The sequence below is a fragment of the Flavobacterium sp. genome, assembly GCF_046155325.1.
In the GTDB taxonomy this organism is placed as follows: domain Bacteria; phylum Bacteroidota; class Bacteroidia; order Flavobacteriales; family Flavobacteriaceae; genus Flavobacterium.
Genome location: NZ_JBJXDQ010000124.1, coordinates 1 through 19,574 on the forward strand (window position 1 = coordinate 1; position 19,574 = coordinate 19,574).

Sequence of the window (19,574 nt, forward strand, 5' to 3'; positions counted from 1 at the left end):
AACATTTATAAATTGGTTTCAGGTTCAATAGAATAGTTCTTTTGAAAACCGTTACCGCAAATCAATACACATGTATACAGATCCAATTGCGGATTATTTAACAAGAGTTAGAAACGCTGTGGCTGCAAACCACAAAGTTGTCGAAATTCCTGCTTCTAATCTAAAAAAAGAAATAACAAAGATCTTATTTGATCAAGGTTATATCTTGAGTTACAAATTTGAGGATAACGCTGTTCAGGGTTCCATCAAAATCGCTTTAAAGTATGATAAAGATACTAAAGAGCCAGTAATCAAAGATATCCAAAGAATTAGTAAACCAGGTTTACGTAAGTATTCAGGTTCTTCTACCATACCAAGAATCCTTAACGGATTAGGTATTGCTATTGTTTCAACTTCAAAAGGTCTTATGACTGGGAAACAAGCGAAGCAATTAAATGTTGGTGGTGAAGTAATTTGTTACGTATACTAATTAAAAGACTTATAAGAGATGTCAAGAATAGGTAAAAATCCCGTTGTAATCCCTGCTGGAGTAACTGTTGAAGTTGCAAATGGTATTATTACAGTAAAAGGAAAAAATGGTCAACTTACACAGGAATATTCAGATGTTACTGTTACAGTTGAAGGAGATTTAGTTCAAGTGGACAGGTCATCTGATCACAAAGATCAAAGAGCAAAACACGGTTTGTACAGATCTTTAATCAATAATATGATTATTGGAGTAACAGAAGGTTTTACAAAATCATTGGAATTAGTTGGAGTAGGTTATAGAGCTTCTAATCAAGGACAAAAATTAGATTTAGCTCTTGGATTTTCTCACAACATTGTTTTAGAAGTAGCTCCAGAAGTAAAATTGGAAACTATATCTGAAAAAGGTAAAAATCCAATTGTGAAATTAACATCATTTGACAAACAACTTTTAGGTCAGGTTGCAGCGAAAATCAGAGGTTTCCGCAAGCCAGAGCCGTACAAAGGAAAAGGTGTTAAATTTGTAGGTGAAGTATTAAGAAGAAAAGCAGGTAAATCAGCGTAAAAAATATCATTATGTCATTAACAAAACCTGAAAGAAGACAGAGAATTAGATTCAGAATTAGAAAAACAATTAGTGGTACTGCTACTAATCCAAGACTATCTGTATTTAGAAGTAACAAGGAAATTTATGCTCAACTTATAGATGACGTAAATGGAGTTACTTTATTAGCTGCTTCTTCACGAGAAAAAGAAATAGGAAAAGGTACAAACGTTGAAGTTGCAACAGCAGTTGGAAAACTAGTTGCAGAAAAAGCGGTAAAAGCTGGGATAGAAACAGTAACTTTCGATAGAGGAGGTTATTTATATCACGGTCGTATTAAATCATTAGCGGAAGGCGCGAGAGCGGCTGGACTTAAATTCTAATATTATGTCTAATAGTAAATACAAGAATATAGAGCTAGTAAAACCAAGTGGTCTTGAATTAAAAGATCGTTTGGTAAGTGTAAATCGTGTTACTAAAGTTACAAAAGGGGGTAGAGCATTTGGTTTTTCTGCTATTGTAGTTGTAGGTGATGAAAACGGAGTAGTTGGTCATGGATTAGGAAAATCTAAAGATGTTTCTGAAGCAATAGCGAAAGCTGTAGAAGATGCTAAGAAAAATTTAGTAAAAATTCCTTTGAATGGTCTTTCTGTTCCTCACGAACAAAAAGGTAAATTTGGTGGAGCACGTGTATTCTTAATCCCAGCTTCTCATGGTACTGGAGTTATTGCTGGCGGAGCTGTTCGTTCAGTTCTTGAATCAGTTGGAATACATGATGTATTATCAAAATCTCAAGGATCATCAAATCCTCATAATGTAGTAAAAGCAACATTTGATGCTTTATTGCAAATGAGAAGTGCGCACACTGTTGCAAAACAAAGAGGCGTTTCTTTAGAAAAAGTTTTTAAAGGTTAATTCAAGGAAATTATGGCTAAATTATTAGTAAAACAAGTTAGAAGTAAAATCAACTGTCCCCTTACTCAAAAAAGAGGATTAGAAGCTTTAGGTCTTCGTAAAATGGGTCAAGTTGTAGAACATGATTCAAATCCAACTATCCTTGGAATGATAAATAAAGTTAAACACTTAGTTTCTGTTGAAGAAACTAAATAACAAATACGTTATGAATTTAAGTAACTTACAACCTGCTGAAGGGTCTACACACAATCAAAATAAAAGATTAGGTAGAGGAGAAGGTTCAGGAAAAGGTGGTACCGCAGCACGTGGACACAAAGGAGCAAAATCTCGTTCTGGATATTCTAAAAAAATTGGTTTTGAAGGAGGTCAAATGCCACTTCAAAGACGTGTGCCTAAGTTTGGTTTTACAAACATTAATCGTAAAGATTATGAAGGTGTAAATCTTGATACACTTCAATTATTAGTTGATAATGGTATAGTGAAAGATGCAGTTGACATGACTGTTTATGTTGCTAATCGTTTGGCTACTAAAAATGAAATCGTTAAGATTTTAGGTAGAGGTGAATTGAAAGCAAAATTAAAAGTAACTGCTCACAAATTTACTGCTACTGCAAAAGCTGCTATTGAAGCTGCTGGTGGAGAAGCTGTAACTATTTAATTTCCTGATTAAGATGAAGAAATTTATTGAATCGATAATCAATGTTTGGAAAATAGAAGAACTAAAAAATAGAATTCTAATTACTTGTGGAATTCTTTTAGTGTATCGTTTTGGTGCACAGGTTACTCTACCGGGTATTGACGCAACACAATTAGGAGGTTTAGCTGGACAAACTAAGCAAGGAATAGGTTCTGTTCTTGACATGTTTACAGGTGGTGCTTTTTCCCAAGCTTCTATATTTGCTTTAGGTATTATGCCTTATATTTCTGCTTCAATTGTAGTTCAGTTAATGGGAATTGCGATTCCTTATTTACAAAAATTACAAAGTGATGGAGAAAGTGGAAGAAAGAAAATTAATCAGATTACGCGTTGGTTAACTATTGCAATTACCTTAGTTCAAGGTCCGGGTTATATCTACAATCTTTACAGAACATTACCAGCAAATGCTTTTTTGTTAGGGTTCAATTCATTTGAATTTTTGTTTTCATCAGTAATTATTTTAGTTACAGGTACAATTTTTGCCATGTGGTTAGGAGAAAAAATTACTGATAAAGGAATAGGTAACGGAATATCACTATTAATTATGGTGGGAATTTTAGCCAGATTTCCTCAAGCTTTTATTCAAGAATTTGCAGCTAGAGTTACCAATAATAATGGCGGTCCAATGTTATTGGTTGTAGAAATTATTATTTGGTTATTGGTTATCATATCCTGTGTATTGCTTGTAATGGCAATCAGAAAAATACCAGTTCAATATGCACGTCGTACAACATCAGGTGATTTTGAAAAAGATATGATTGATGGTAATAGACAATGGATTCCTTTAAAATTAAATGCTTCTGGTGTTATGCCAATCATATTTGCTCAGGCAATTATGTTTATACCTGCTGCAGTTGCAGGATTGTCTAAATCAGATGCTTCACAATCAATCGTTGGTGCTTTTAGTAATATATTCGGTTTTTGGTATAATTTAGTTTTTGCAACACTTATAGTTGTATTTACTTTCTTTTATACTGCGATTACCGTTCCTACTAATAAAATGTCTGATGATTTAAAGAGAAGCGGTGGTTTTATTCCTGGTATTAGACCTGGAGTTGAAACTTCAGATTTTCTTGACAAAGTGATGTCACTCATTACATTTCCAGGATCCTTATTCCTTGCCTTAATAGCTGTGTTCCCAGCAATTGTAGTAAGTCTTATGGATGTTCAACAATCTTGGGCAATGTTTTTTGGGGGTACTTCATTAATCATTATGGTTGGTGTCGCCATTGATACTATTCAGCAAATCAATTCATACTTGTTAAACAAACATTATGATGGTTTAATGAAAAGTGGTAAAAATAGAAAAGCAGTAGCTTAACTTATGGCAAAACAATCAGCAATAGAACAAGACGGATCAATCATTGAAGCATTGTCAAATGCAATGTTCCGTGTTGAGTTAGAAAATGGACATATTGTAATTGCTCATATTTCTGGAAAAATGCGTATGCATTATATCAAATTATTACCTGGTGATAAAGTGAAACTAGAAATGAGTCCTTATGATTTGTCAAAAGCAAGAATTACTTATAGATATTAAATAGGCAATTGGCAGTTAGTACATAGCGGCAAGCTTTAAGCATAAGCTTACAGCTCAAAACTAAAAGCTAAAAGCTAAAAACCAAAAGCAAATTCACAATGAAAGTAAGAGCATCAGTTAAAAAAAGAAGTGCCGAGTGCAAAATTGTACGAAGAAAAGGCAGATTATACGTAATCAACAAAAAGAATCCTAGATTTAAACAAAGACAAGGATAGTTATGGCAAGAATAGCAGGGGTAGATATCCCAAAAAACAAAAGAGGAGTTATCGCTTTAACCTACATCTTCGGAATAGGTAAAAGTAGAGCAATTGAGATTTTAGAAAAAGCTCAAGTTAGCCAAGATACAAAAGTGCAAGATTGGAATGATGATCAAATCGGAGGAATTCGTGATGCAGTATCATTTTTCAAAATTGAAGGAGAACTTCGCTCAGAAGTTTCCTTAAACATTAAACGTTTAATGGACATTGGATGTTATAGAGGTATCCGTCATAGATCTGGTCTTCCTTTAAGAGGACAAAGAACAAAGAACAACTCTAGAACTAGAAAAGGTAAAAGAAAAACTGTTGCCAACAAGAAAAAAGCAACTAAATAATAAGTAATATGGCTAAAGCAACTACAAAAAAACGTAAAGTTATCGTTGAATCAACGGGTGAAGCTCATATTAGTGCCACTTTTAACAACATCATTATTTCCTTGACAAATAAGAAAGGTGATGTTATTTCTTGGTCTTCAGCTGGTAAAATGGGTTTCAGAGGTTCTAAAAAGAATACTCCATACGCAGCTCAAATGGCAGCAGAAGATTGCAGTAAAGTAGCGTTAGAAGCTGGACTTAAAAAAGTAAAAGTGTATGTAAAAGGACCAGGAAACGGACGTGAGTCCGCGATTCGTTCTTTGCATAACGGTGGAATTGAAGTTACAGAGATTATCGATGTAACTCCTATGCCTCACAACGGATGTCGTCCTCCTAAAAGACGTAGAGTTTAATACTCAAACAATAAATTATAGTATAAACTAGATTGAATTTCGATTATTGAAGGATAAGACCTGAATTCATAATCTCAATCTTAAACAATTTAAAATGGCAAGATATACTGGTCCTAGTACAAGAATCGCTCGTAAATTTGGCGAAGCAATTTTCGGAGACGATAAAGCTTTCGAAAAAAGAAATTACCCTCCTGGACAACACGGGATGGCTAAAAAAAGAGGAAAAAAATCTGAATTTGCTATCCAATTAATGGAGAAACAAAAAGCTAAATATTCTTATGGAATTTTAGAAAAACAATTCAGAGGTTTGTTTAAAAAAGCATCTGCTACTAAAGGGGTAACAGGTGAAGTTTTATTACAATTATGTGAAGCTAGATTAGATAATGTAGTTTTTAGAATGGGTATCGCTCCAACTAGAAGAGGTGCTCGTCAAATCGTTTCTCACCGTCACGTTACTGTAAATGGTGAAAACGTTAATATCCCATCGTACCACCTTAAACCTGGTGATAAAGTGGCTGTTCGTGAAAAATCTAAATCAATTGAAGCTATCGAGCGTTCTTTGTCAAATTCTAGTCATGTTTATGAATGGATTACATGGAACAATGATTTGAAAGAAGGTACTTTTGTTTCTGTACCTGCTAGACTTCAAATTCCAGAAAACATCAAGGAACAATTAATCGTAGAGTTGTACAACAAATAATAATTGACTTAGTCGAAATTTATGGCAATATTTAATTTTCAGAAGCCCGATAAAGTTATCATGATCGATTCAACCGATTTTGAAGGTAAATTTGAGTTTAGACCTTTAGAACCTGGTTACGGATTGACAGTTGGTAACGCACTTAGAAGAGTTTTGCTTTCAGCATTAGAAGGTTATGCAATCACATCGGTTCGTATCGAAGGTGTAGATCATGAGTTTTCTACTATCTCAGGAGTTGTTGAAGACGTTACCGAAATTATTCTTAATCTTAAACAAGTACGTTTCAAACGTCAGATTGAAGATATAGATAATGAATCAGTTACAATTTCTGTAACAGGTAAAAATCAATTAACAGCTGGTGATTTTCAGAAGTTTATTTCTGGTTTCCAAGTTTTGAACCCAGAACTTATAATCTGTAATTTAGATCCAAAAATCAAATTACATTTTGATTTAACTATCGAAAAAGGTAGGGGATATGTTCCTGCAGAAGAAAACAAAAAGCAGAATGCTGCAATTGGCACGATATTTACTGACTCTATTTTTACTCCAGTTAAAAATGTAAAATATGGTATTGAAAACTTTCGTGTTGAGCAAAAAACAGATTATGAAAAATTAGTTTTTGAAATCAAAACTGATGGTTCAATTAATCCTAAAGATGCTCTTACAGAAGCTGCAAAAGTACTAATTCACCACTTTATGTTGTTTTCTGATGAAAGAATAACATTAGAGGCTGACGAAATTGCACAAACAGAATCTTATGATGAGGAATCATTGCATATGAGACAATTGCTTAAAACTAAGCTTGTTGATATGGATCTTTCTGTTAGAGCATTAAATTGCCTTAAAGCTGCTGAAGTCGATACATTAGGAGATTTAGTATCTTTCAATAAAAACGACTTAATGAAATTCCGTAATTTTGGTAAAAAATCTTTAACTGAACTAGACGAACTAGTAGCAATTAAAAATTTGAACTTTGGAATGGATTTAGCAAAATACAAATTAGATAAAGAGTAAATTATTTCATATTTTGCTCTCCAAAGTGGATAGAAGCAAGATGAAGTTTAAAAAAATACGTCATGAGACACGGAAAAAAACATAATCACTTAAGCAGACAGACCCCACATAGAAAAGCTATGTTGGCTAATATGGCTTGTTCTCTAATAGAGCATAAACGTATTAACACTACTGTTGCTAAAGCAAAAGCCCTTAAGCAATTTGTTGAGCCATTAATAACAAAATCAAAAGATGATACGACTCATAATCGTCGTATTGTTTTTGCTTATTTACGTAGCAAATACGCAGTTACTGACTTGTTCAGAGATGTAGCTGCCAAAGTAGGAGATCGTCCAGGTGGATACACACGTATTATAAAAGTTGGTAATCGTTTAGGAGATAATGCTGATATGGCAATGATCGAACTGGTAGATTTCAATGAAATTTATAATGGTGGTAAAAAAGAAGAGAAAAAAGCTAAAAGCCGTCGTGGTGGAAAAGCAAAGAAAGCTGACGATGTTGCAGTAGTAGCCCCAGTTGCTGAACTTACCGAAGTGGAAACTGCTGAAGTAGCTTCAGTAGCTGAAGTAGAATCAGATGTTATTGAAGCGTTAGAGCAAACTCCCGAAGTAGCAGTAATTGAAACTCCAGAAGTTGTTGATGAAACTCCAATTGCTAATTCTGATGAAGAAGCTCCAAAAGAAGATACGGTTTAATTATGAAAAATATTAATTAAATAAAAAAAGGATAAACTTTTAATAGTTTATCCTTTTTTTTTTTTTGATTTTTATATAAATTATCTCCTAGAAAATCTTGCACTCTTAGCGTTAAAAAATTAAATTTGTAGAATAAATAGTCTCAATTAATAAAGTCAAACTAGTTTATTTGACATTTATAATAATAAATCAACGAATGAAATACACAACAAGAAAAAGCGCCATACTTCTTTTAAGTGATGGAACTATTTTTCACGGAAAATCTATAGGAATTTCAGGAACTACTTTTGGTGAAGTATGTTTTAATACTGGAATGACTGGTTACCAAGAAATTTTTACTGACCCTTCTTATTTTGGACAAATTATGGTGGCAACTAATGCCCACATTGGAAACTATGGAGTAAACGTCAAAGAAATAGAATCGGACAGCATAAAGATAGCAGGTTTGGTTTGTAAAAATTTCAGTTTCAATTATTCTCGCGAAGATTCTTCCGGAAGTTTGGAAGACTATTTTACAAAACAAAACCTAATATGCATATCAGATGTTGACACTCGCGGGCTCGTAAGTTATATTCGTGATAACGGAGCAATGAATTCGGTAATTTGTACTGATGATACACCAATTGAAGAACTCAAAATTGCTCTTGCAAAAGTTCCAAATATGAAAGGATTAGAATTAGCTTCTAAAGTTTCTACTAAAAACCCCTATTTCTTTGGTGACGAAAGCGCTACTTACAAAGTCGCAGCTTTAGACTTGGGAATTAAAACAAATATTCTTCGTAATCTTGCCAACAGAGATTGTTACATTAAAGTCTTTCCTTTTGATTCAACCTATTCTGAATTGGTAGCATTCAACCCAGATGGTTTTTTCTTATCAAACGGACCTGGAGATCCTGATCCACTAACTAGCGCTATTCAAGTTGCCAAAGAAGTGATTGAAAATAACAAACCTTTATTTGGAATTTGTTTAGGACACCAAGTTATTGCTTTGGCAAATGGAATATCTACCTACAAAATGTTTAACGGTCACAGAGGAATTAATCATCCTGTTAAAAATATCATCACAGGCAAAGGAGAAATTACTTCTCAAAATCATGGTTTTGCAGTGAATAAAGAAGAATTAGACAACCATCCTGAAATGGAAATTACACATCTCCACTTAAACGATGGTACAGTTGCGGGAATGAGAATGAAAAACAAAAATTGTTTTTCTGTTCAATACCATCCTGAAGCAAGTCCAGGACCTCACGATTCCTCTTATTTATTTGATCAATTTATTGAGAATATAAAAAAATAAGTTTTTTTAAAAAGTTTGTTTTATCTAAAAAAGCTGTCGTAATTGATAGCTTTTTTTTATTTTTTATATTCCTACTTAATGTATTTTTTAAATGCTAATTTTTTAAAGCTTTCTTTATAATTTTTTGTTAATACTAGGCTGTATTCTTGTATTGTATAATTGAATTGTTATTTTTGTTTCTTGATTAGTTTAATGTAATTGTTGTTTTAACAATGCTTTTTTTTGATTCTTAAAGTGTATATTTGGTCAAATTTTTAAGCCTTTATAATGCAATTGAAATCTACATAGATTTCTTAATAATTTAAAAATAAAATAAAAAATGCTTTTAAAATCATTTCAAATTAAGGCCGTAGGTTTTAAAATAGTACTTCTAATCTTTTTGTTCCTTTTGTCAAATTCAATTATTCTTGCCCAAGAAATTATTCCAGAAACTGCTCTAGAAACACTTGTAAAAAATAATCCAACACAAAAGCAAAAACTAGATGGTGTTATTGCTAAAGTGGGTGATTATATTGTTTTAGATTCTGATATTGACAAGTCTTACCTTGAGATTTCAAGTCAAGGAGGGAGTATAAAAGATATTTCAAGATGTCAAATGTTAGGGAAGTTATTAGAGGATAAACTTTATGCACACCAAGCTGTACAAGATAGTTTGAAGGTTACTGATGCTGAAGTAAAATCAATGATGGAAGAGCGTTTAAATTATATGGTTGAACAAATTGGCTCTATGGACAAAGTAGTCAAATATTATAAAAAAAATTCTGAAGAAGATTTTAGATCTTATTTTTTTGATATTTTAAAAGAGCAAAAACTTACCTCTGAAATGCAAAAAAAGATTGTGGACGAAGTTGAAATAACACCCGAAGAAGTTCGTAATTTTTTTAAAAAAATCCCAACAGCAGATTTACCAGCTTTTGGAGTAGAACTTGAAGTGGCACAAATTGTAATTGTACCAAAAATTTCAGAATCTGAAAAACAAAAGGTCATAGATAAATTGATTGAATTTAAAAAAGAGATTCAAGAAGGATCTAGTTTTGCAACCAAAGCAGTTTTGTATTCTCAAGATCCAGGATCTAGAGCTACAGGGGGTTTTTATAAAATGAATCGCAAGACGCCTTTTGTAAAAGAGTTTAAAGATGTTGCTTTTAGTCTAGCGGAAGGAGAAATTTCGGCTCCTTTTGAAACGGATTTTGGGTATCATATAATTTATATAGAAAAAATTAAAGGACAAGAAGTAGAATTACGACATATATTATTGTCTCCAGCTATTACAGACGCTGCTTTGAAAGAAGCTAAAGAAAAAATCACCCTTATTAAAAAAAGAATAATAGATAAAGAAATTACCTTTTCAGAAGCGGCTAGAACTACTTCAGATGAAAAGGAAACTAGAGCTAATGGGGGTGCATTAATTAACCCAAAAACTCAGGACACACATTTTGAATTAACGAAAATGGATCCAAGTTTATATGGTCAAGTTTCAAATTTGAAAGAAGGTGAAATTACAGCTCCATTGATTGATGAAGATCAATCAGGCAAGAAAAAGTATAAAATAATTACTATTACTAATAGAATTGATGAGCATACTGCTAATTATGCCAAAGACTATACTAAAATCAAAGAATTAGCTTTAAAAGAAAAGCAAATTAAAGCCATTGGAAAATGGTTTGATGAGAAAATTAAAGAAACGTATATTAAAATAATTGGTGAATATAGAGATTGTAGTTTTACAAACAATTGGCTTAAAAAGTAGTGTTCAGTAATCAGTATTTAGTAACAGTAGTAATTCAAAGCAGTTTTCACCTTCCACCTTCTAATTTCTAACCTTCAATATGTCAGACGTAACAGCAATACATAATTTAGTTCAAAAACGTAATGAACTTAAAATTGAAATAGCAAAAATAATTGTAGGTCAAGATGCGGTAATAGATCAAATTTTATTATCTATTTTTTCTGGAGGTCACGCTCTTTTAGTTGGGGTTCCTGGACTTGCAAAAACGTTAATGGTGAATACTTTAGCGCAAGCACTTGGTCTTGATTTTAAAAGAATACAATTTACCCCTGATTTAATGCCTTCTGATATTTTAGGGAGCGAAATTCTAGATGAAAACCGTCAATTTAAATTTATAAAAGGCCCAATTTTTTCAAATATTATCCTAGCTGACGAAATCAATAGAACACCACCTAAAACTCAGGCCGCTCTATTAGAAGCAATGCAAGAACGATCAGTAACTATCGCAGGTCAAAATTATAAATTAGATTTACCCTATTTTGTTTTGGCTACCCAAAACCCAATTGAGCAAGAAGGGACATATCCTTTGCCTGAAGCTCAGTTAGACCGATTTATGTTTGCTATTAAATTAGACTATCCTTCTTTTGACGAGGAAGTTAGTGTGGTTAAAAAAACTACTTCTGATGAAAAACAAATCATAAATCCATTGTTTACCGCTCAAGAAATCATCGATTTCCAGCATCTTATTCGTAGAATTCCAGTTGCAGATAATGTAATTGAATATGCTGTAACTTTGGTTAGTAAAACGCGTCCAAACAATCCATTATCGAATGATTTTGTAAAAAATTATTTAGATTGGGGAGCAGGACCTAGAGCATCTCAAAATTTAATTTTGGCTGCCAAGGCTCATGCAGCTTTTAACAGTAAATTTTCTCCTGATATTGAAGATGTAAAAGCGGTGGCTTCAGGAATTTTGCGTCATAGAATTATTAAAAATTATAAAGCTGACGCCGAAGGAATTACTGAAGAAATGATTATAGATAAATTGTTGTAAACTTTTTTTGTTTATCATACGCCTTTTATAGTTTTATTTTGATTTTGAAATGAATACTATTCACGTATTTTGCAATTTTATTTAAAAATTTTCAGAAATTAATCGAATTTAAATCGATTTCCCTATCATTTTATGATGAAAATAGACAAATATTTAAGCTGATATTCAGAATTTTTCAATTTAAATCATATAATCTTATTTATTTGTAATTATAATGATACAATAAGCATCTTCTATTAAATTATTTCAAATTTTCATCATAAATTCTTTAAATTTGTATCACAAATAAATAAACTAAAAATTTGGGCTTTTTGATTTTGAAATTATTAAATTAAACTCCCGATAACATTGAAAAGACATCATTATGAATACTTATAACGATTACATAAAGGAAATTGAAGAACGCAAAATCCAAGGTCTTAAACCTAAGCCTATTGATGGTGCCGAATTGTTGAGCGAAATAATTAAACAAATAATTGATATAAATAACGAATATAGAGAAGATTCTCTAAGTTTCTTTATTTATAACACTATACCTGGTACTACTAGCGCTGCGACTGTAAAAGCTGCATTTTTAAAGAAAATAATCCTAGAGGAATCAGTGGTAAAGGAAATTACTCCTGCTTTTGCCTTTGAGTTATTATCACACATGAAAGGTGGGCCTTCAATTGAAGTTCTTCTTGATTTAGCACTGGGTATTGATGCAAATATCGCTAAAGAAGCTGCAAAAGTTCTTAAGACACAAGTGTATCTTTATGAAGCGGATATGGAACGTCTTAAAGTGGCATTTGAAAGTGGAAATGAAATAGCCACATCTATTGTTAAAAGTTATGCACAAGCCGAATTTTTCACAAAACTCCCCGAAATAGTTGAAGAAATTAAAGTAGTAACCTATATAGCTGGTGTTGGAGATATTTCTACCGATTTGCTTTCACCAGGTAACCAAGCGCACTCTCGTTCTGACCGTGAACTTCATGGTAAATGTATGATTTCTATTCCGGCCCAAGAGGAAATAAAAATGCTACAAGCACAACACCCTGATAAGTCAGTAATGTTGATTGCCGAAAAAGGCACTATGGGTGTAGGTTCTTCAAGAATGTCAGGGGTAAATAACGTTGCGCTTTGGACAGGTAAGCAAGCAAGTCCTTATGTTCCGTTTGTTAATTTTGCACCAATTGTTGCAGGAACAAACGGTATTTCTCCTATTTTTCTGACCACTGTAGATGTTACAGGTGGTATAGGTTTGGATCTTAAAAACTGGGTAAAAAAATTAGATGAAAATGGTAATGTTGTTCGCAACGAAAGCGGTGATCCTATTCTCGAAGAAGTGTATTCTGTTGCTACCGGCACAGTTCTCACCATCAATACAAAAACCAAGAAACTTTATAATGGGGATAAAGAGTTAATAGATATCTCAAAAGCATTCACGCCACAGAAAATTGAGTTTATTAAAGCGGGAGGTTCTTACGCAATTGTATTTGGAAAAAAACTGCAAACATTTGCCTCTAAAACTCTGGGTATTGATATTGTGCCTGTTTATGCTCCGTCAAAAGAAGTTTCTATCGAAGGACAAGGTCTTACGGCAGTAGAAAAAATATTTAATAAAAATGCAGTTGGAACAACTCCAGGTAAAATTTTACACGCTGGTTCTGATGTTCGTGTTACTGTAAATATTATTGGTTCACAAGATACAACTGGTTTGATGACTTCTCAAGAATTGGAGTCTATGGCAGCTACTGTAATTTCACCAATCGTTGACGGTGCATACCAATCGGGTTGTCATACTGCTTCAGTTTGGGATAATAAATCGAAGGCAAATATTCCTAGATTGATGAAATTTATGAACGACTTCGGATTGATCACTGCTCGTGACCCGAAAGGCGTTTATCATGCAATGACTGATGTAATTCATAAAGTGCTTAACGATATTACTATTGATGAATGGGCAATCATCATTGGTGGTGATTCACATACAAGAATGTCAAAAGGGGTAGCTTTTGGTGCAGACTCAGGAACCGTTGCTTTGGCTTTGGCAACTGGCGAAGCCTCTATGCCAATTCCTGAATCGGTAAAGGTAACTTTCAAAGGAAGCATGAAGGAATATATGGATTTTAGAGATGTTGTTCATGCTACACAATCGCAAATGCTTCAAAAATTTGGTGGTGAAAATGTATTTCAAGGAAGAATAATCGAGGTTCACCTAGGAACACTTACCGCCGATCAAGCATTTACATTTACCGACTGGACTGCAGAAATGAAGGCTAAAGCTTCTATCTGTATTTCTGAAGATGCTACATTAATCGAATCTTTGGAAATTTCTATAAGCAGAATCCAAATCATGATTGATAAAGGCATGGATAATCATAACCAAGTACTTCAAGGTTTGATTAACAGAGCTAATAAAAGAATTGACGAAATTAGTTCAGGAGTAAAACCTGCGTTAACTCCGGATTCAAATGCTAAATATTATGCCGAAGTATTAATTGATTTGGATGTAATTGTTGAACCAATGATTGCCGATCCTGATGTAAATAACGCTGACGTTTCTAAAAGATATACACATGATACTATTAGACCATTATCTTTTTATGGAGGTACTAAAAAAGTAGATCTTGGATTTATAGGTTCCTGTATGATTCACAAAGGAGATATGAAAATACTTGCTCAGATGCTTAAAAATATAGAAAGACAGCAGGGTAAAGTGGAGTTTAAAGCCCCTCTTGTTGTGGCTCCACCTACTTATAATATTGTTGATGAATTAAAAGCGGAAGGGGATTGGGATGTATTACAAAAATATTCAGGCTTTGAATTTGATGATAACGCACCTAAAGGTGAAGCTCGTCTTAAATACGAAAACATGTTGTATTTAGAGCGTCCAGGTTGTAACCTATGTATGGGTAACCAAGAAAAAGCTGAAAAAGGAGATACAGTAATGGCAACTTCAACTCGTCTATTCCAAGGTAGGGTTGTAGAAGATAAAGAAGGTAAAAAAGGAGAATCTTTACTTTCATCTACACCGGTTGTAGTATTATCTACCGTACTTGGTAGAACTCCCACAATTGAAGAATATATTGCTGCAGTTGATGGCATTAATTTGACCAAGTTTAAACCATCTAGTAAATTGTTAGTAAAATAATTCAAATAATTTAATTTGAAAGTAAAAGCTCGATACTTGTATCGGGCTTTTTTTATTGGTCACAGATATACTTAAAATATGCATTTTAGTTCATTTTCCTTGAATATTCAAAAATGTTTTAAGCCATGAATTCACGAATTTTATACTTTAATTAGTAAATTCGTGGCTTAAAGAATTAACACAAATAAGTAAACTTTTTGTCTATAAATCCAAGTCCATATTGGTTTAGTTTAAAAAAGTAAAAATATAAAGCTTCTTTGTTTTCTTTTCGGTTTTTCAATTCGTATTTTTGAAACTTCAACCCTGAGTTTAATTTTATGAAAATTGTTCTATCGCCAGCCAAATCGTTAAATTTCGAAAAAGCAGTACCAACGGAAAAATATTCAGAAGCTACATTTCTAAAAGAAGCACGTCAGGTTCATCAAGTTTTAAAACAAAAATCTCCGAATGAACTTTCGGAATTAATGACAATTTCGGATAATCTGGCTCAATTAAATTGGCAACGCAATCAAGATTGGAAAACCCCTTTTACGATACAAAACGCCCGAGCTGCCATTTATACTTTCGACGGTGATGTGTATTCAGGATTAGACGCCTTTACTATTCCTTTAGACAAACTGGATGATTTGCAAAATAGTCTAAGAATTTTATCAGGTTTTTACGGACTCTTGAAACCCTTAGATTTAATGCAAGCGTATCGATTAGAAATGGGAACAAAATTAGCTATTGGGGATAGTAAAAATCTTCATGAATTTTGGAAACCTATGGTAACCAAAGCCCTAAACAAAGAACTCGAAAAAGGAGAATTGTTTATCAATTTAGCCAGTACCGAATACTTTTCGGCAGTAGATGTCAAAACCTTAAAAGTACCCGTAATTACCCCAGAATTTAAAGATTATAAAGACGGAAAACTTAAAATTATTAGTTTTTTTGCCAAAAAAGCCAGAGGAATGATGGTGCGTTACATTCTAGATACAAATGCAAAAACCATCGAAGATTTAAAAGGATTTAACTACGAAGGCTATCAATTTGATGCCAATTTATCAAAAGAAAATCAGCTGGTTTTTACGAGGTAGTTTTGAATTAATTTTTTTGTGGGCACGAGCGGGACGCTCGCGCTAGCGGGGAATCCGAGTATATCAACAATCAATAGTATTCGGTTCATAGTGATCTGTATTTTTGCTTGACGCCAACTTGTATATGTGTATTGTAAAATCTCACAAAACCATCCGTTTTTAGGTAGGTATATGCGACAAAAGCAAATATTATTTATTGTAAAATCTATAAATATTCTTATAAATCGTAAAAAAAAGCCGTTTCCTTTTATATAGCACTATTTTTATCGAATCCCTTTCACAAATTCTCCAATACTTTCAACCCCATTTTCGGTCAAGTTTTTGATGAAAGCGCTACCTATGATGGCTCCTTTGGCAAATTGTGTGGCTTGGTTAAAAGTTTCGGCATTGTTGATGCCAAATCCAATGACTTGAGGGTTTTTAAGATTCATGTTGGCTATTCTTTTGAAATAAGCTTCTTGGGTATTTCCAAAACCAGATTGCGATCCTGTAACACTCGCGGAACTCACCATATAAATAAACCCATCTGAAACGCTATCAATAAAATGAATGCGATCATCCGAAGTTTGTGGCGTTATCAGAAGTACATTAATTAAACCGTTTTTTTCGAAAGTGGCTTTGTATTCATTAGCATACACATCTACCGGTAAATCAGGAATTATGAGTCCATCGACACCAATTTCGGCACATTTCTGGCAAAATTTCTCCATACCATATTGCAACATGGGGTTGTAATAGCCCATGATTATTAGCGGTATGGAAACCGTTTTTCGGATATCCTTTAGTTGCTCAAACAAGACTTGCGTAGTCATTCCGTTGTATAATGCTTGGGTTGAACTTTCTTGAATCGTTGGTCCATCGGCCAATGGATCGCTAAAAGGCAATCCAATTTCGATCATATCGACTCCGTTTTTTTCTAAATCCTGAATGATTTGTACCGTATCGTTTAGATTAGGATAACCAGCCGAAAAATAAATGGATAATATCTTGTTGTTTTCTTGTAATTTTTGATTTATTCTGTTCATTGTAACTTCTTTGTCAGATTCAAATGGGTTTGTTTTTTTGCCCATAGGGTGTAATTATGTTTTTTTATTTTTTTACCACATAGAGCCATAGATTTTGTGAATTTTTCAAAGGCGTTTCACTTACTTTAAGATAATCATAGCTATCTGAACCCAAAAATTGGGCTATCCAACTCTTTTTTCTATGAATCTATGTGGTTAAATTTTTTAAAATCTTGTTTCGTTTTTTTTTAACAACCAACGTTTCTTTTAATTTATTTTATACTACTGCGGTATAAGTCCAAGCCATTTCATTCGATTCTAATTTGACTTCAATTCTTTTGTAATGCATTCCTTCGTAGGTGTCTGCTAGCCCTAGCTCTCGTTCGCTTAGTTGGTAGCAAATGCCACTAATACTTTCTGCTGCGTTTTTGGTTTCTACAATGATTGGATATTCAATGATGCCAAATTCTTCTTCGATACGAATATCTTGTATTACAAACCCAATTAAATTATCGGGAGTTCCTTTTAGTAAACGTCCAAAAATTCGTTCTTGAATCTCTTTGTCTTTTAAAGTTCCGTAAGCAAATAAATTTTCCATTTCATTTAATCTATTTTAGGTTTAATTCCCCGAAGCTCTGCTTCGGTTTTTTTGACACAGATTGCTTCGCCTGTTCGCCATTGCTCGGGTCACAGATTAAAAAAGATTTTTGAAAATCTGTGAATCTGTGGCTGTTATTTCGCTAATACTTTTGGAGCTCTGCTCCGAGGTAGTTTATCCGATAACTCGGCATTAGTACAAAACCAATTATAATTTGAAATAATCGATGTAGGTATTCAAATCTTTATCACCACGACCTGATAAATTGATGACTACTATATCTTCGGGTTTAAATTTCATTTCGTCCAAAACTGCAAAGGCATGGGCACTTTCTATTGCTGGAATTAGTCCTTCCATTTGGGATAATTTCAATCCCCAATTCATGGCGTCTTCATCGGTTATTGCGATAAATTGTGCTCTTCCTGTGGCGAATAAATTGGCATGCATTGGACCAACACCAGGGTAATCTAATCCTGCTGAAATTGAGTAGGGTTCTGTAATTTGACCGTCTACAGATTGCATCAATAGTGTTTTGCTACCGTGAATGACACCGATTTTTCCTAAAGCAGAGGTTGCGGCACTTTCGCCAGAGTCAACTCCTAAACCAGCGGCTTCAACCGCTATGATTTTAACATCTTCGTTGTCTAGAAAATGATAATACGTTCCAGCAGCATTGCTACCGCCACCCACACAAGCAATTACATAATCGGGATTTTCACGTCCTTCTTTTTCTAATAATTGCCATTTAATTTCTTTGGAAATCACACTTTGAAAACGCGCTACCATATCAGGATAAGGATGCGGTCCTACAACCGATCCAATGATATAATAGGTATCCACAGGATTGTTAATCCAATCCCGAATCGCTTCATTCGTTGCATCTTTTAGTGTTTTAGAACCTGATGTTGCAGGACGAACTTCGGCGCCTAACATTTTCATTCGGGCTACATTGGGAGCTTGTCTTTTGATATCCACTTCGCCCATATAAACGATACATTCTAATCCCATTAAGGCACAAACTGTTGCTGTTGCAACTCCGTGCTGACCTGCGCCAGTTTCTGCAATAATTCGGGTTTTGCCCAATCGTTTGGCTAATAAAATTTGCCCAATGGTATTGTTCACTTTGTGCGCGCCTGTATGGCACAAATCTTCTCTTTTGAGGTAGATTTTTGTATTGTATTGTTCTGATAAACGCTTTGCAAAATACAGTGGAGTAGGGCGACCCGCATATTCTTTTAGCAAAGAATCGAACTCGGCTTGAAATTCGGGTTCGGCGGTGATTTTTAAATACTGTTGACGCAATTCTTCTACATTTGGATATAACATTTCTGGAATGTAGGCTCCTCCAAATTCTCCGTAATAGCCTTTTTCGTTTACGTTGTATGACATGTTTTTATTTTTTATTGCCGTGATAGAGACGTTGCATTGCAACGTCTAAATGATTGATTGCATTGCAACGTCTAAATGATTGACATTACATTTCAATATTTCTATGATAGTCGTTGCATTGCAACGTCTCTACGCGCGATTTTACACAATTCTAAATTTTTTAATCCTGGTTTGACCTCAAATTTACTATTTATATCAATGGCATAAATGGGTAAATTGGTTTTTAATACTTGTTTAACGTCTTCCAATTCGGCTATTCCTATTCCACCACTCAAGAAGAATGGTTTTGTTGAAGGATAATTTTCTAATATTTTCCAATCAAAAGTAGTTCCGTTTCCGCCTGGTAATTTTCCTTTGGTATCAAAAAGGAAATAATCGCAAACGGTTTCAAATGGTTTTAATACTTCAAAATCAAAATTCTCGTCTGCCGAAAACACTTTAATTATTTCGATTGAAAGTGGCAACTTACTTTTTAGTTCTTTGCAAAAAGCAACCGATTCCTGACCGTGAAGTTGTACTGCTTGCAAATCGTATTTTGAAACCTTTTCTACAATTTCTTCGACAGTTGCATTTACAAAAACGCCAGTCTTTTTTATGCTTTTTGGCAATTCAGGAATGATTCCGTCAAAATATCGTGCCGATTTCTCCCAAAAAATAAAACCCATATAATCGGGTAGGAGCAATCCTACTTCGAGAATATTGTCGGGATATTTCATACCGCAGATTTTAAGTTTCAT

22 protein-coding genes and 1 pseudogene are annotated in these 19,574 nt (G+C 33.6%); 19 read left to right on the plus strand and 4 right to left on the minus strand.

What is annotated here, in order from left to right:
• Positions 1-70: 70 nt before the first annotated feature.
• From rpsH to yaaA, 19 genes and pseudogenes are all read left to right on the plus strand, one after another.
• Entirely contained in the window at positions 71-469 is a 399-nt protein-coding gene (gene rpsH, locus ACKVOD_RS08665) for a 30S ribosomal protein S8 (protein ID WP_409209075.1), read from the plus strand.
• 18 nt (positions 470-487) lie between these two features.
• Complete coding sequence (gene rplF / locus ACKVOD_RS08670) at positions 488-1,030, plus strand: 50S ribosomal protein L6 (protein ID WP_409209076.1); 543 nt, start codon at positions 488-490, stop codon at positions 1,028-1,030.
• Between the two features lie 11 nt (positions 1,031-1,041).
• Entirely contained in the window at positions 1,042-1,392 is a 351-nt protein-coding gene (gene rplR / locus ACKVOD_RS08675) for a 50S ribosomal protein L18 (RefSeq protein ID WP_409209077.1), read from the plus strand.
• Positions 1,393-1,396: 4 nt separating this feature from the next.
• Positions 1,397-1,924: a 30S ribosomal protein S5 gene (rpsE, locus tag ACKVOD_RS08680; protein WP_409209078.1), complete on the plus strand. Its 528-nt coding sequence runs from the start codon at positions 1,397-1,399 to the stop codon at positions 1,922-1,924.
• A gap of 12 nt (positions 1,925-1,936) precedes the next feature.
• Complete coding sequence (rpmD, locus tag ACKVOD_RS08685; RefSeq protein ID WP_035668100.1) at positions 1,937-2,119, plus strand: 50S ribosomal protein L30; 183 nt, start codon at positions 1,937-1,939, stop codon at positions 2,117-2,119.
• 10 nt (positions 2,120-2,129) lie between these two features.
• Positions 2,130-2,582 carry a 50S ribosomal protein L15 gene (gene rplO / locus ACKVOD_RS08690; protein ID WP_409209079.1) on the plus strand — a complete coding sequence of 151 codons (453 nt, stop codon included), beginning with the start codon at positions 2,130-2,132 and terminating at the stop codon, positions 2,580-2,582.
• A gap of 13 nt (positions 2,583-2,595) precedes the next feature.
• The gene (gene secY / locus ACKVOD_RS08695) at positions 2,596-3,942 is read left to right on the plus strand and encodes a preprotein translocase subunit SecY (RefSeq protein WP_409209080.1); all 1,347 of its coding nucleotides are present in this window, start codon (positions 2,596-2,598) and stop codon (positions 3,940-3,942) included.
• A 3-nt stretch (positions 3,943-3,945) separates the two neighbouring features.
• Positions 3,946-4,161 (plus strand): translation initiation factor IF-1, encoded by a 216-nt coding sequence (gene infA, locus ACKVOD_RS08700; protein WP_007136545.1) that lies wholly within the window; start codon positions 3,946-3,948, stop codon positions 4,159-4,161.
• A 98-nt stretch (positions 4,162-4,259) separates the two neighbouring features.
• Positions 4,260-4,376, plus strand: coding sequence for a type B 50S ribosomal protein L36 (gene ykgO, locus ACKVOD_RS08705; protein WP_073370549.1), 117 nt, complete (start codon positions 4,260-4,262; stop codon positions 4,374-4,376).
• Positions 4,377-4,378: 2 nt separating this feature from the next.
• Positions 4,379-4,753 (plus strand): 30S ribosomal protein S13, encoded by a 375-nt coding sequence (gene rpsM / locus ACKVOD_RS08710; protein WP_409209081.1) that lies wholly within the window; start codon positions 4,379-4,381, stop codon positions 4,751-4,753.
• A gap of 8 nt (positions 4,754-4,761) precedes the next feature.
• Positions 4,762-5,145 carry a 30S ribosomal protein S11 gene (gene rpsK, locus ACKVOD_RS08715; protein WP_073370545.1) on the plus strand — a complete coding sequence of 128 codons (384 nt, stop codon included), beginning with the start codon at positions 4,762-4,764 and terminating at the stop codon, positions 5,143-5,145.
• Between the two features lie 94 nt (positions 5,146-5,239).
• Complete coding sequence (gene rpsD / locus ACKVOD_RS08720) at positions 5,240-5,845, plus strand: 30S ribosomal protein S4 (RefSeq protein WP_409209082.1); 606 nt, start codon at positions 5,240-5,242, stop codon at positions 5,843-5,845.
• Between the two features lie 21 nt (positions 5,846-5,866).
• Positions 5,867-6,859, plus strand: coding sequence for a DNA-directed RNA polymerase subunit alpha (locus ACKVOD_RS08725; protein ID WP_409209083.1), 993 nt, complete (start codon positions 5,867-5,869; stop codon positions 6,857-6,859).
• 62 nt (positions 6,860-6,921) lie between these two features.
• Positions 6,922-7,413 (plus strand): annotated as a pseudogene (gene rplQ / locus ACKVOD_RS08730) (50S ribosomal protein L17); the annotation flags it as partial.
• A 337-nt stretch (positions 7,414-7,750) separates the two neighbouring features.
• Positions 7,751-8,851 carry a glutamine-hydrolyzing carbamoyl-phosphate synthase small subunit gene (carA, locus tag ACKVOD_RS08735; protein WP_409209084.1) on the plus strand — a complete coding sequence of 367 codons (1,101 nt, stop codon included), beginning with the start codon at positions 7,751-7,753 and terminating at the stop codon, positions 8,849-8,851.
• 319 nt (positions 8,852-9,170) lie between these two features.
• On the plus strand, positions 9,171-10,601 hold the full coding sequence (locus ACKVOD_RS08740) for a peptidylprolyl isomerase (RefSeq protein ID WP_409209085.1): 1,431 nt from the start codon (positions 9,171-9,173) through the stop codon (positions 10,599-10,601).
• A 79-nt stretch (positions 10,602-10,680) separates the two neighbouring features.
• Positions 10,681-11,634, plus strand: coding sequence for an AAA family ATPase (locus ACKVOD_RS08745; protein WP_409209086.1), 954 nt, complete (start codon positions 10,681-10,683; stop codon positions 11,632-11,634).
• A 364-nt stretch (positions 11,635-11,998) separates the two neighbouring features.
• On the plus strand, positions 11,999-14,770 hold the full coding sequence (locus ACKVOD_RS08750; protein WP_409209087.1) for a bifunctional aconitate hydratase 2/2-methylisocitrate dehydratase: 2,772 nt from the start codon (positions 11,999-12,001) through the stop codon (positions 14,768-14,770).
• A gap of 317 nt (positions 14,771-15,087) precedes the next feature.
• Positions 15,088-15,846 (plus strand): peroxide stress protein YaaA, encoded by a 759-nt coding sequence (yaaA, locus tag ACKVOD_RS08755; protein WP_409209088.1) that lies wholly within the window; start codon positions 15,088-15,090, stop codon positions 15,844-15,846.
• 263 nt (positions 15,847-16,109) lie between these two features.
• On the opposite strand, the gene trpA is transcribed toward yaaA, so the two are convergent.
• The 4 genes from trpA to ACKVOD_RS08775 all read right to left on the minus strand — a co-directional run.
• Positions 16,110-16,871, minus strand: a complete 762-nt coding sequence (gene trpA, locus ACKVOD_RS08760) for a tryptophan synthase subunit alpha (RefSeq protein WP_409209092.1) — start codon at positions 16,869-16,871, stop codon at positions 16,110-16,112.
• Between the two features lie 256 nt (positions 16,872-17,127).
• On the minus strand, positions 17,128-17,448 hold the full coding sequence (locus tag ACKVOD_RS08765) for a gamma-glutamylcyclotransferase family protein (protein ID WP_409209089.1): 321 nt from the start codon (positions 17,446-17,448) through the stop codon (positions 17,128-17,130).
• 207 nt (positions 17,449-17,655) lie between these two features.
• Complete coding sequence (gene trpB / locus ACKVOD_RS08770; protein WP_409209090.1) at positions 17,656-18,837, minus strand: tryptophan synthase subunit beta; 1,182 nt, start codon at positions 18,835-18,837, stop codon at positions 17,656-17,658.
• A 101-nt stretch (positions 18,838-18,938) separates the two neighbouring features.
• The coding region (locus ACKVOD_RS08775) for a phosphoribosylanthranilate isomerase (protein ID WP_409209091.1) at positions 18,939-19,574 on the minus strand (636 nt) is incomplete at its 5' end.

What these genes read in the sequence shown, in the direction of transcription:
- rpsH (WP_409209075.1), top strand. Translation starts at nt 71, where the DNA reads ATGTATACAGATCCAATTGCGGATTATTTAACAAGAGTTAGAAACGCT.
- rplF (WP_409209076.1), top strand. Translation starts at nt 488, where the DNA reads ATGTCAAGAATAGGTAAAAATCCCGTTGTAATCCCTGCTGGAGTAACT.
- rplR (WP_409209077.1), top strand. Translation starts at nt 1,042, where the DNA reads ATGTCATTAACAAAACCTGAAAGAAGACAGAGAATTAGATTCAGAATT.
- rpsE (WP_409209078.1), top strand. Translation starts at nt 1,397, where the DNA reads ATGTCTAATAGTAAATACAAGAATATAGAGCTAGTAAAACCAAGTGGT.
- rpmD (WP_035668100.1), top strand. Translation starts at nt 1,937, where the DNA reads ATGGCTAAATTATTAGTAAAACAAGTTAGAAGTAAAATCAACTGTCCC.
- rplO (WP_409209079.1), top strand. Translation starts at nt 2,130, where the DNA reads ATGAATTTAAGTAACTTACAACCTGCTGAAGGGTCTACACACAATCAA.
- secY (WP_409209080.1), top strand. Translation starts at nt 2,596, where the DNA reads ATGAAGAAATTTATTGAATCGATAATCAATGTTTGGAAAATAGAAGAA.
- infA (WP_007136545.1), top strand. Translation starts at nt 3,946, where the DNA reads ATGGCAAAACAATCAGCAATAGAACAAGACGGATCAATCATTGAAGCA.
- ykgO (WP_073370549.1), top strand. Translation starts at nt 4,260, where the DNA reads ATGAAAGTAAGAGCATCAGTTAAAAAAAGAAGTGCCGAGTGCAAAATT.
- rpsM (WP_409209081.1), top strand. Translation starts at nt 4,379, where the DNA reads ATGGCAAGAATAGCAGGGGTAGATATCCCAAAAAACAAAAGAGGAGTT.
- rpsK (WP_073370545.1), top strand. Translation starts at nt 4,762, where the DNA reads ATGGCTAAAGCAACTACAAAAAAACGTAAAGTTATCGTTGAATCAACG.
- rpsD (WP_409209082.1), top strand. Translation starts at nt 5,240, where the DNA reads ATGGCAAGATATACTGGTCCTAGTACAAGAATCGCTCGTAAATTTGGC.
- ACKVOD_RS08725 (WP_409209083.1), top strand. Translation starts at nt 5,867, where the DNA reads ATGGCAATATTTAATTTTCAGAAGCCCGATAAAGTTATCATGATCGAT.
- carA (WP_409209084.1), top strand. Translation starts at nt 7,751, where the DNA reads ATGAAATACACAACAAGAAAAAGCGCCATACTTCTTTTAAGTGATGGA.
- ACKVOD_RS08740 (WP_409209085.1), top strand. Translation starts at nt 9,171, where the DNA reads ATGCTTTTAAAATCATTTCAAATTAAGGCCGTAGGTTTTAAAATAGTA.
- ACKVOD_RS08745 (WP_409209086.1), top strand. Translation starts at nt 10,681, where the DNA reads ATGTCAGACGTAACAGCAATACATAATTTAGTTCAAAAACGTAATGAA.
- ACKVOD_RS08750 (WP_409209087.1), top strand. Translation starts at nt 11,999, where the DNA reads ATGAATACTTATAACGATTACATAAAGGAAATTGAAGAACGCAAAATC.
- yaaA (WP_409209088.1), top strand. Translation starts at nt 15,088, where the DNA reads ATGAAAATTGTTCTATCGCCAGCCAAATCGTTAAATTTCGAAAAAGCA.
- trpA (WP_409209092.1), bottom strand. Translation starts at nt 16,871, where the DNA reads ATGAACAGAATAAATCAAAAATTACAAGAAAACAACAAGATATTATCC.
- ACKVOD_RS08765 (WP_409209089.1), bottom strand. Translation starts at nt 17,448, where the DNA reads ATGGAAAATTTATTTGCTTACGGAACTTTAAAAGACAAAGAGATTCAA.
- trpB (WP_409209090.1), bottom strand. Translation starts at nt 18,837, where the DNA reads ATGTCATACAACGTAAACGAAAAAGGCTATTACGGAGAATTTGGAGGA.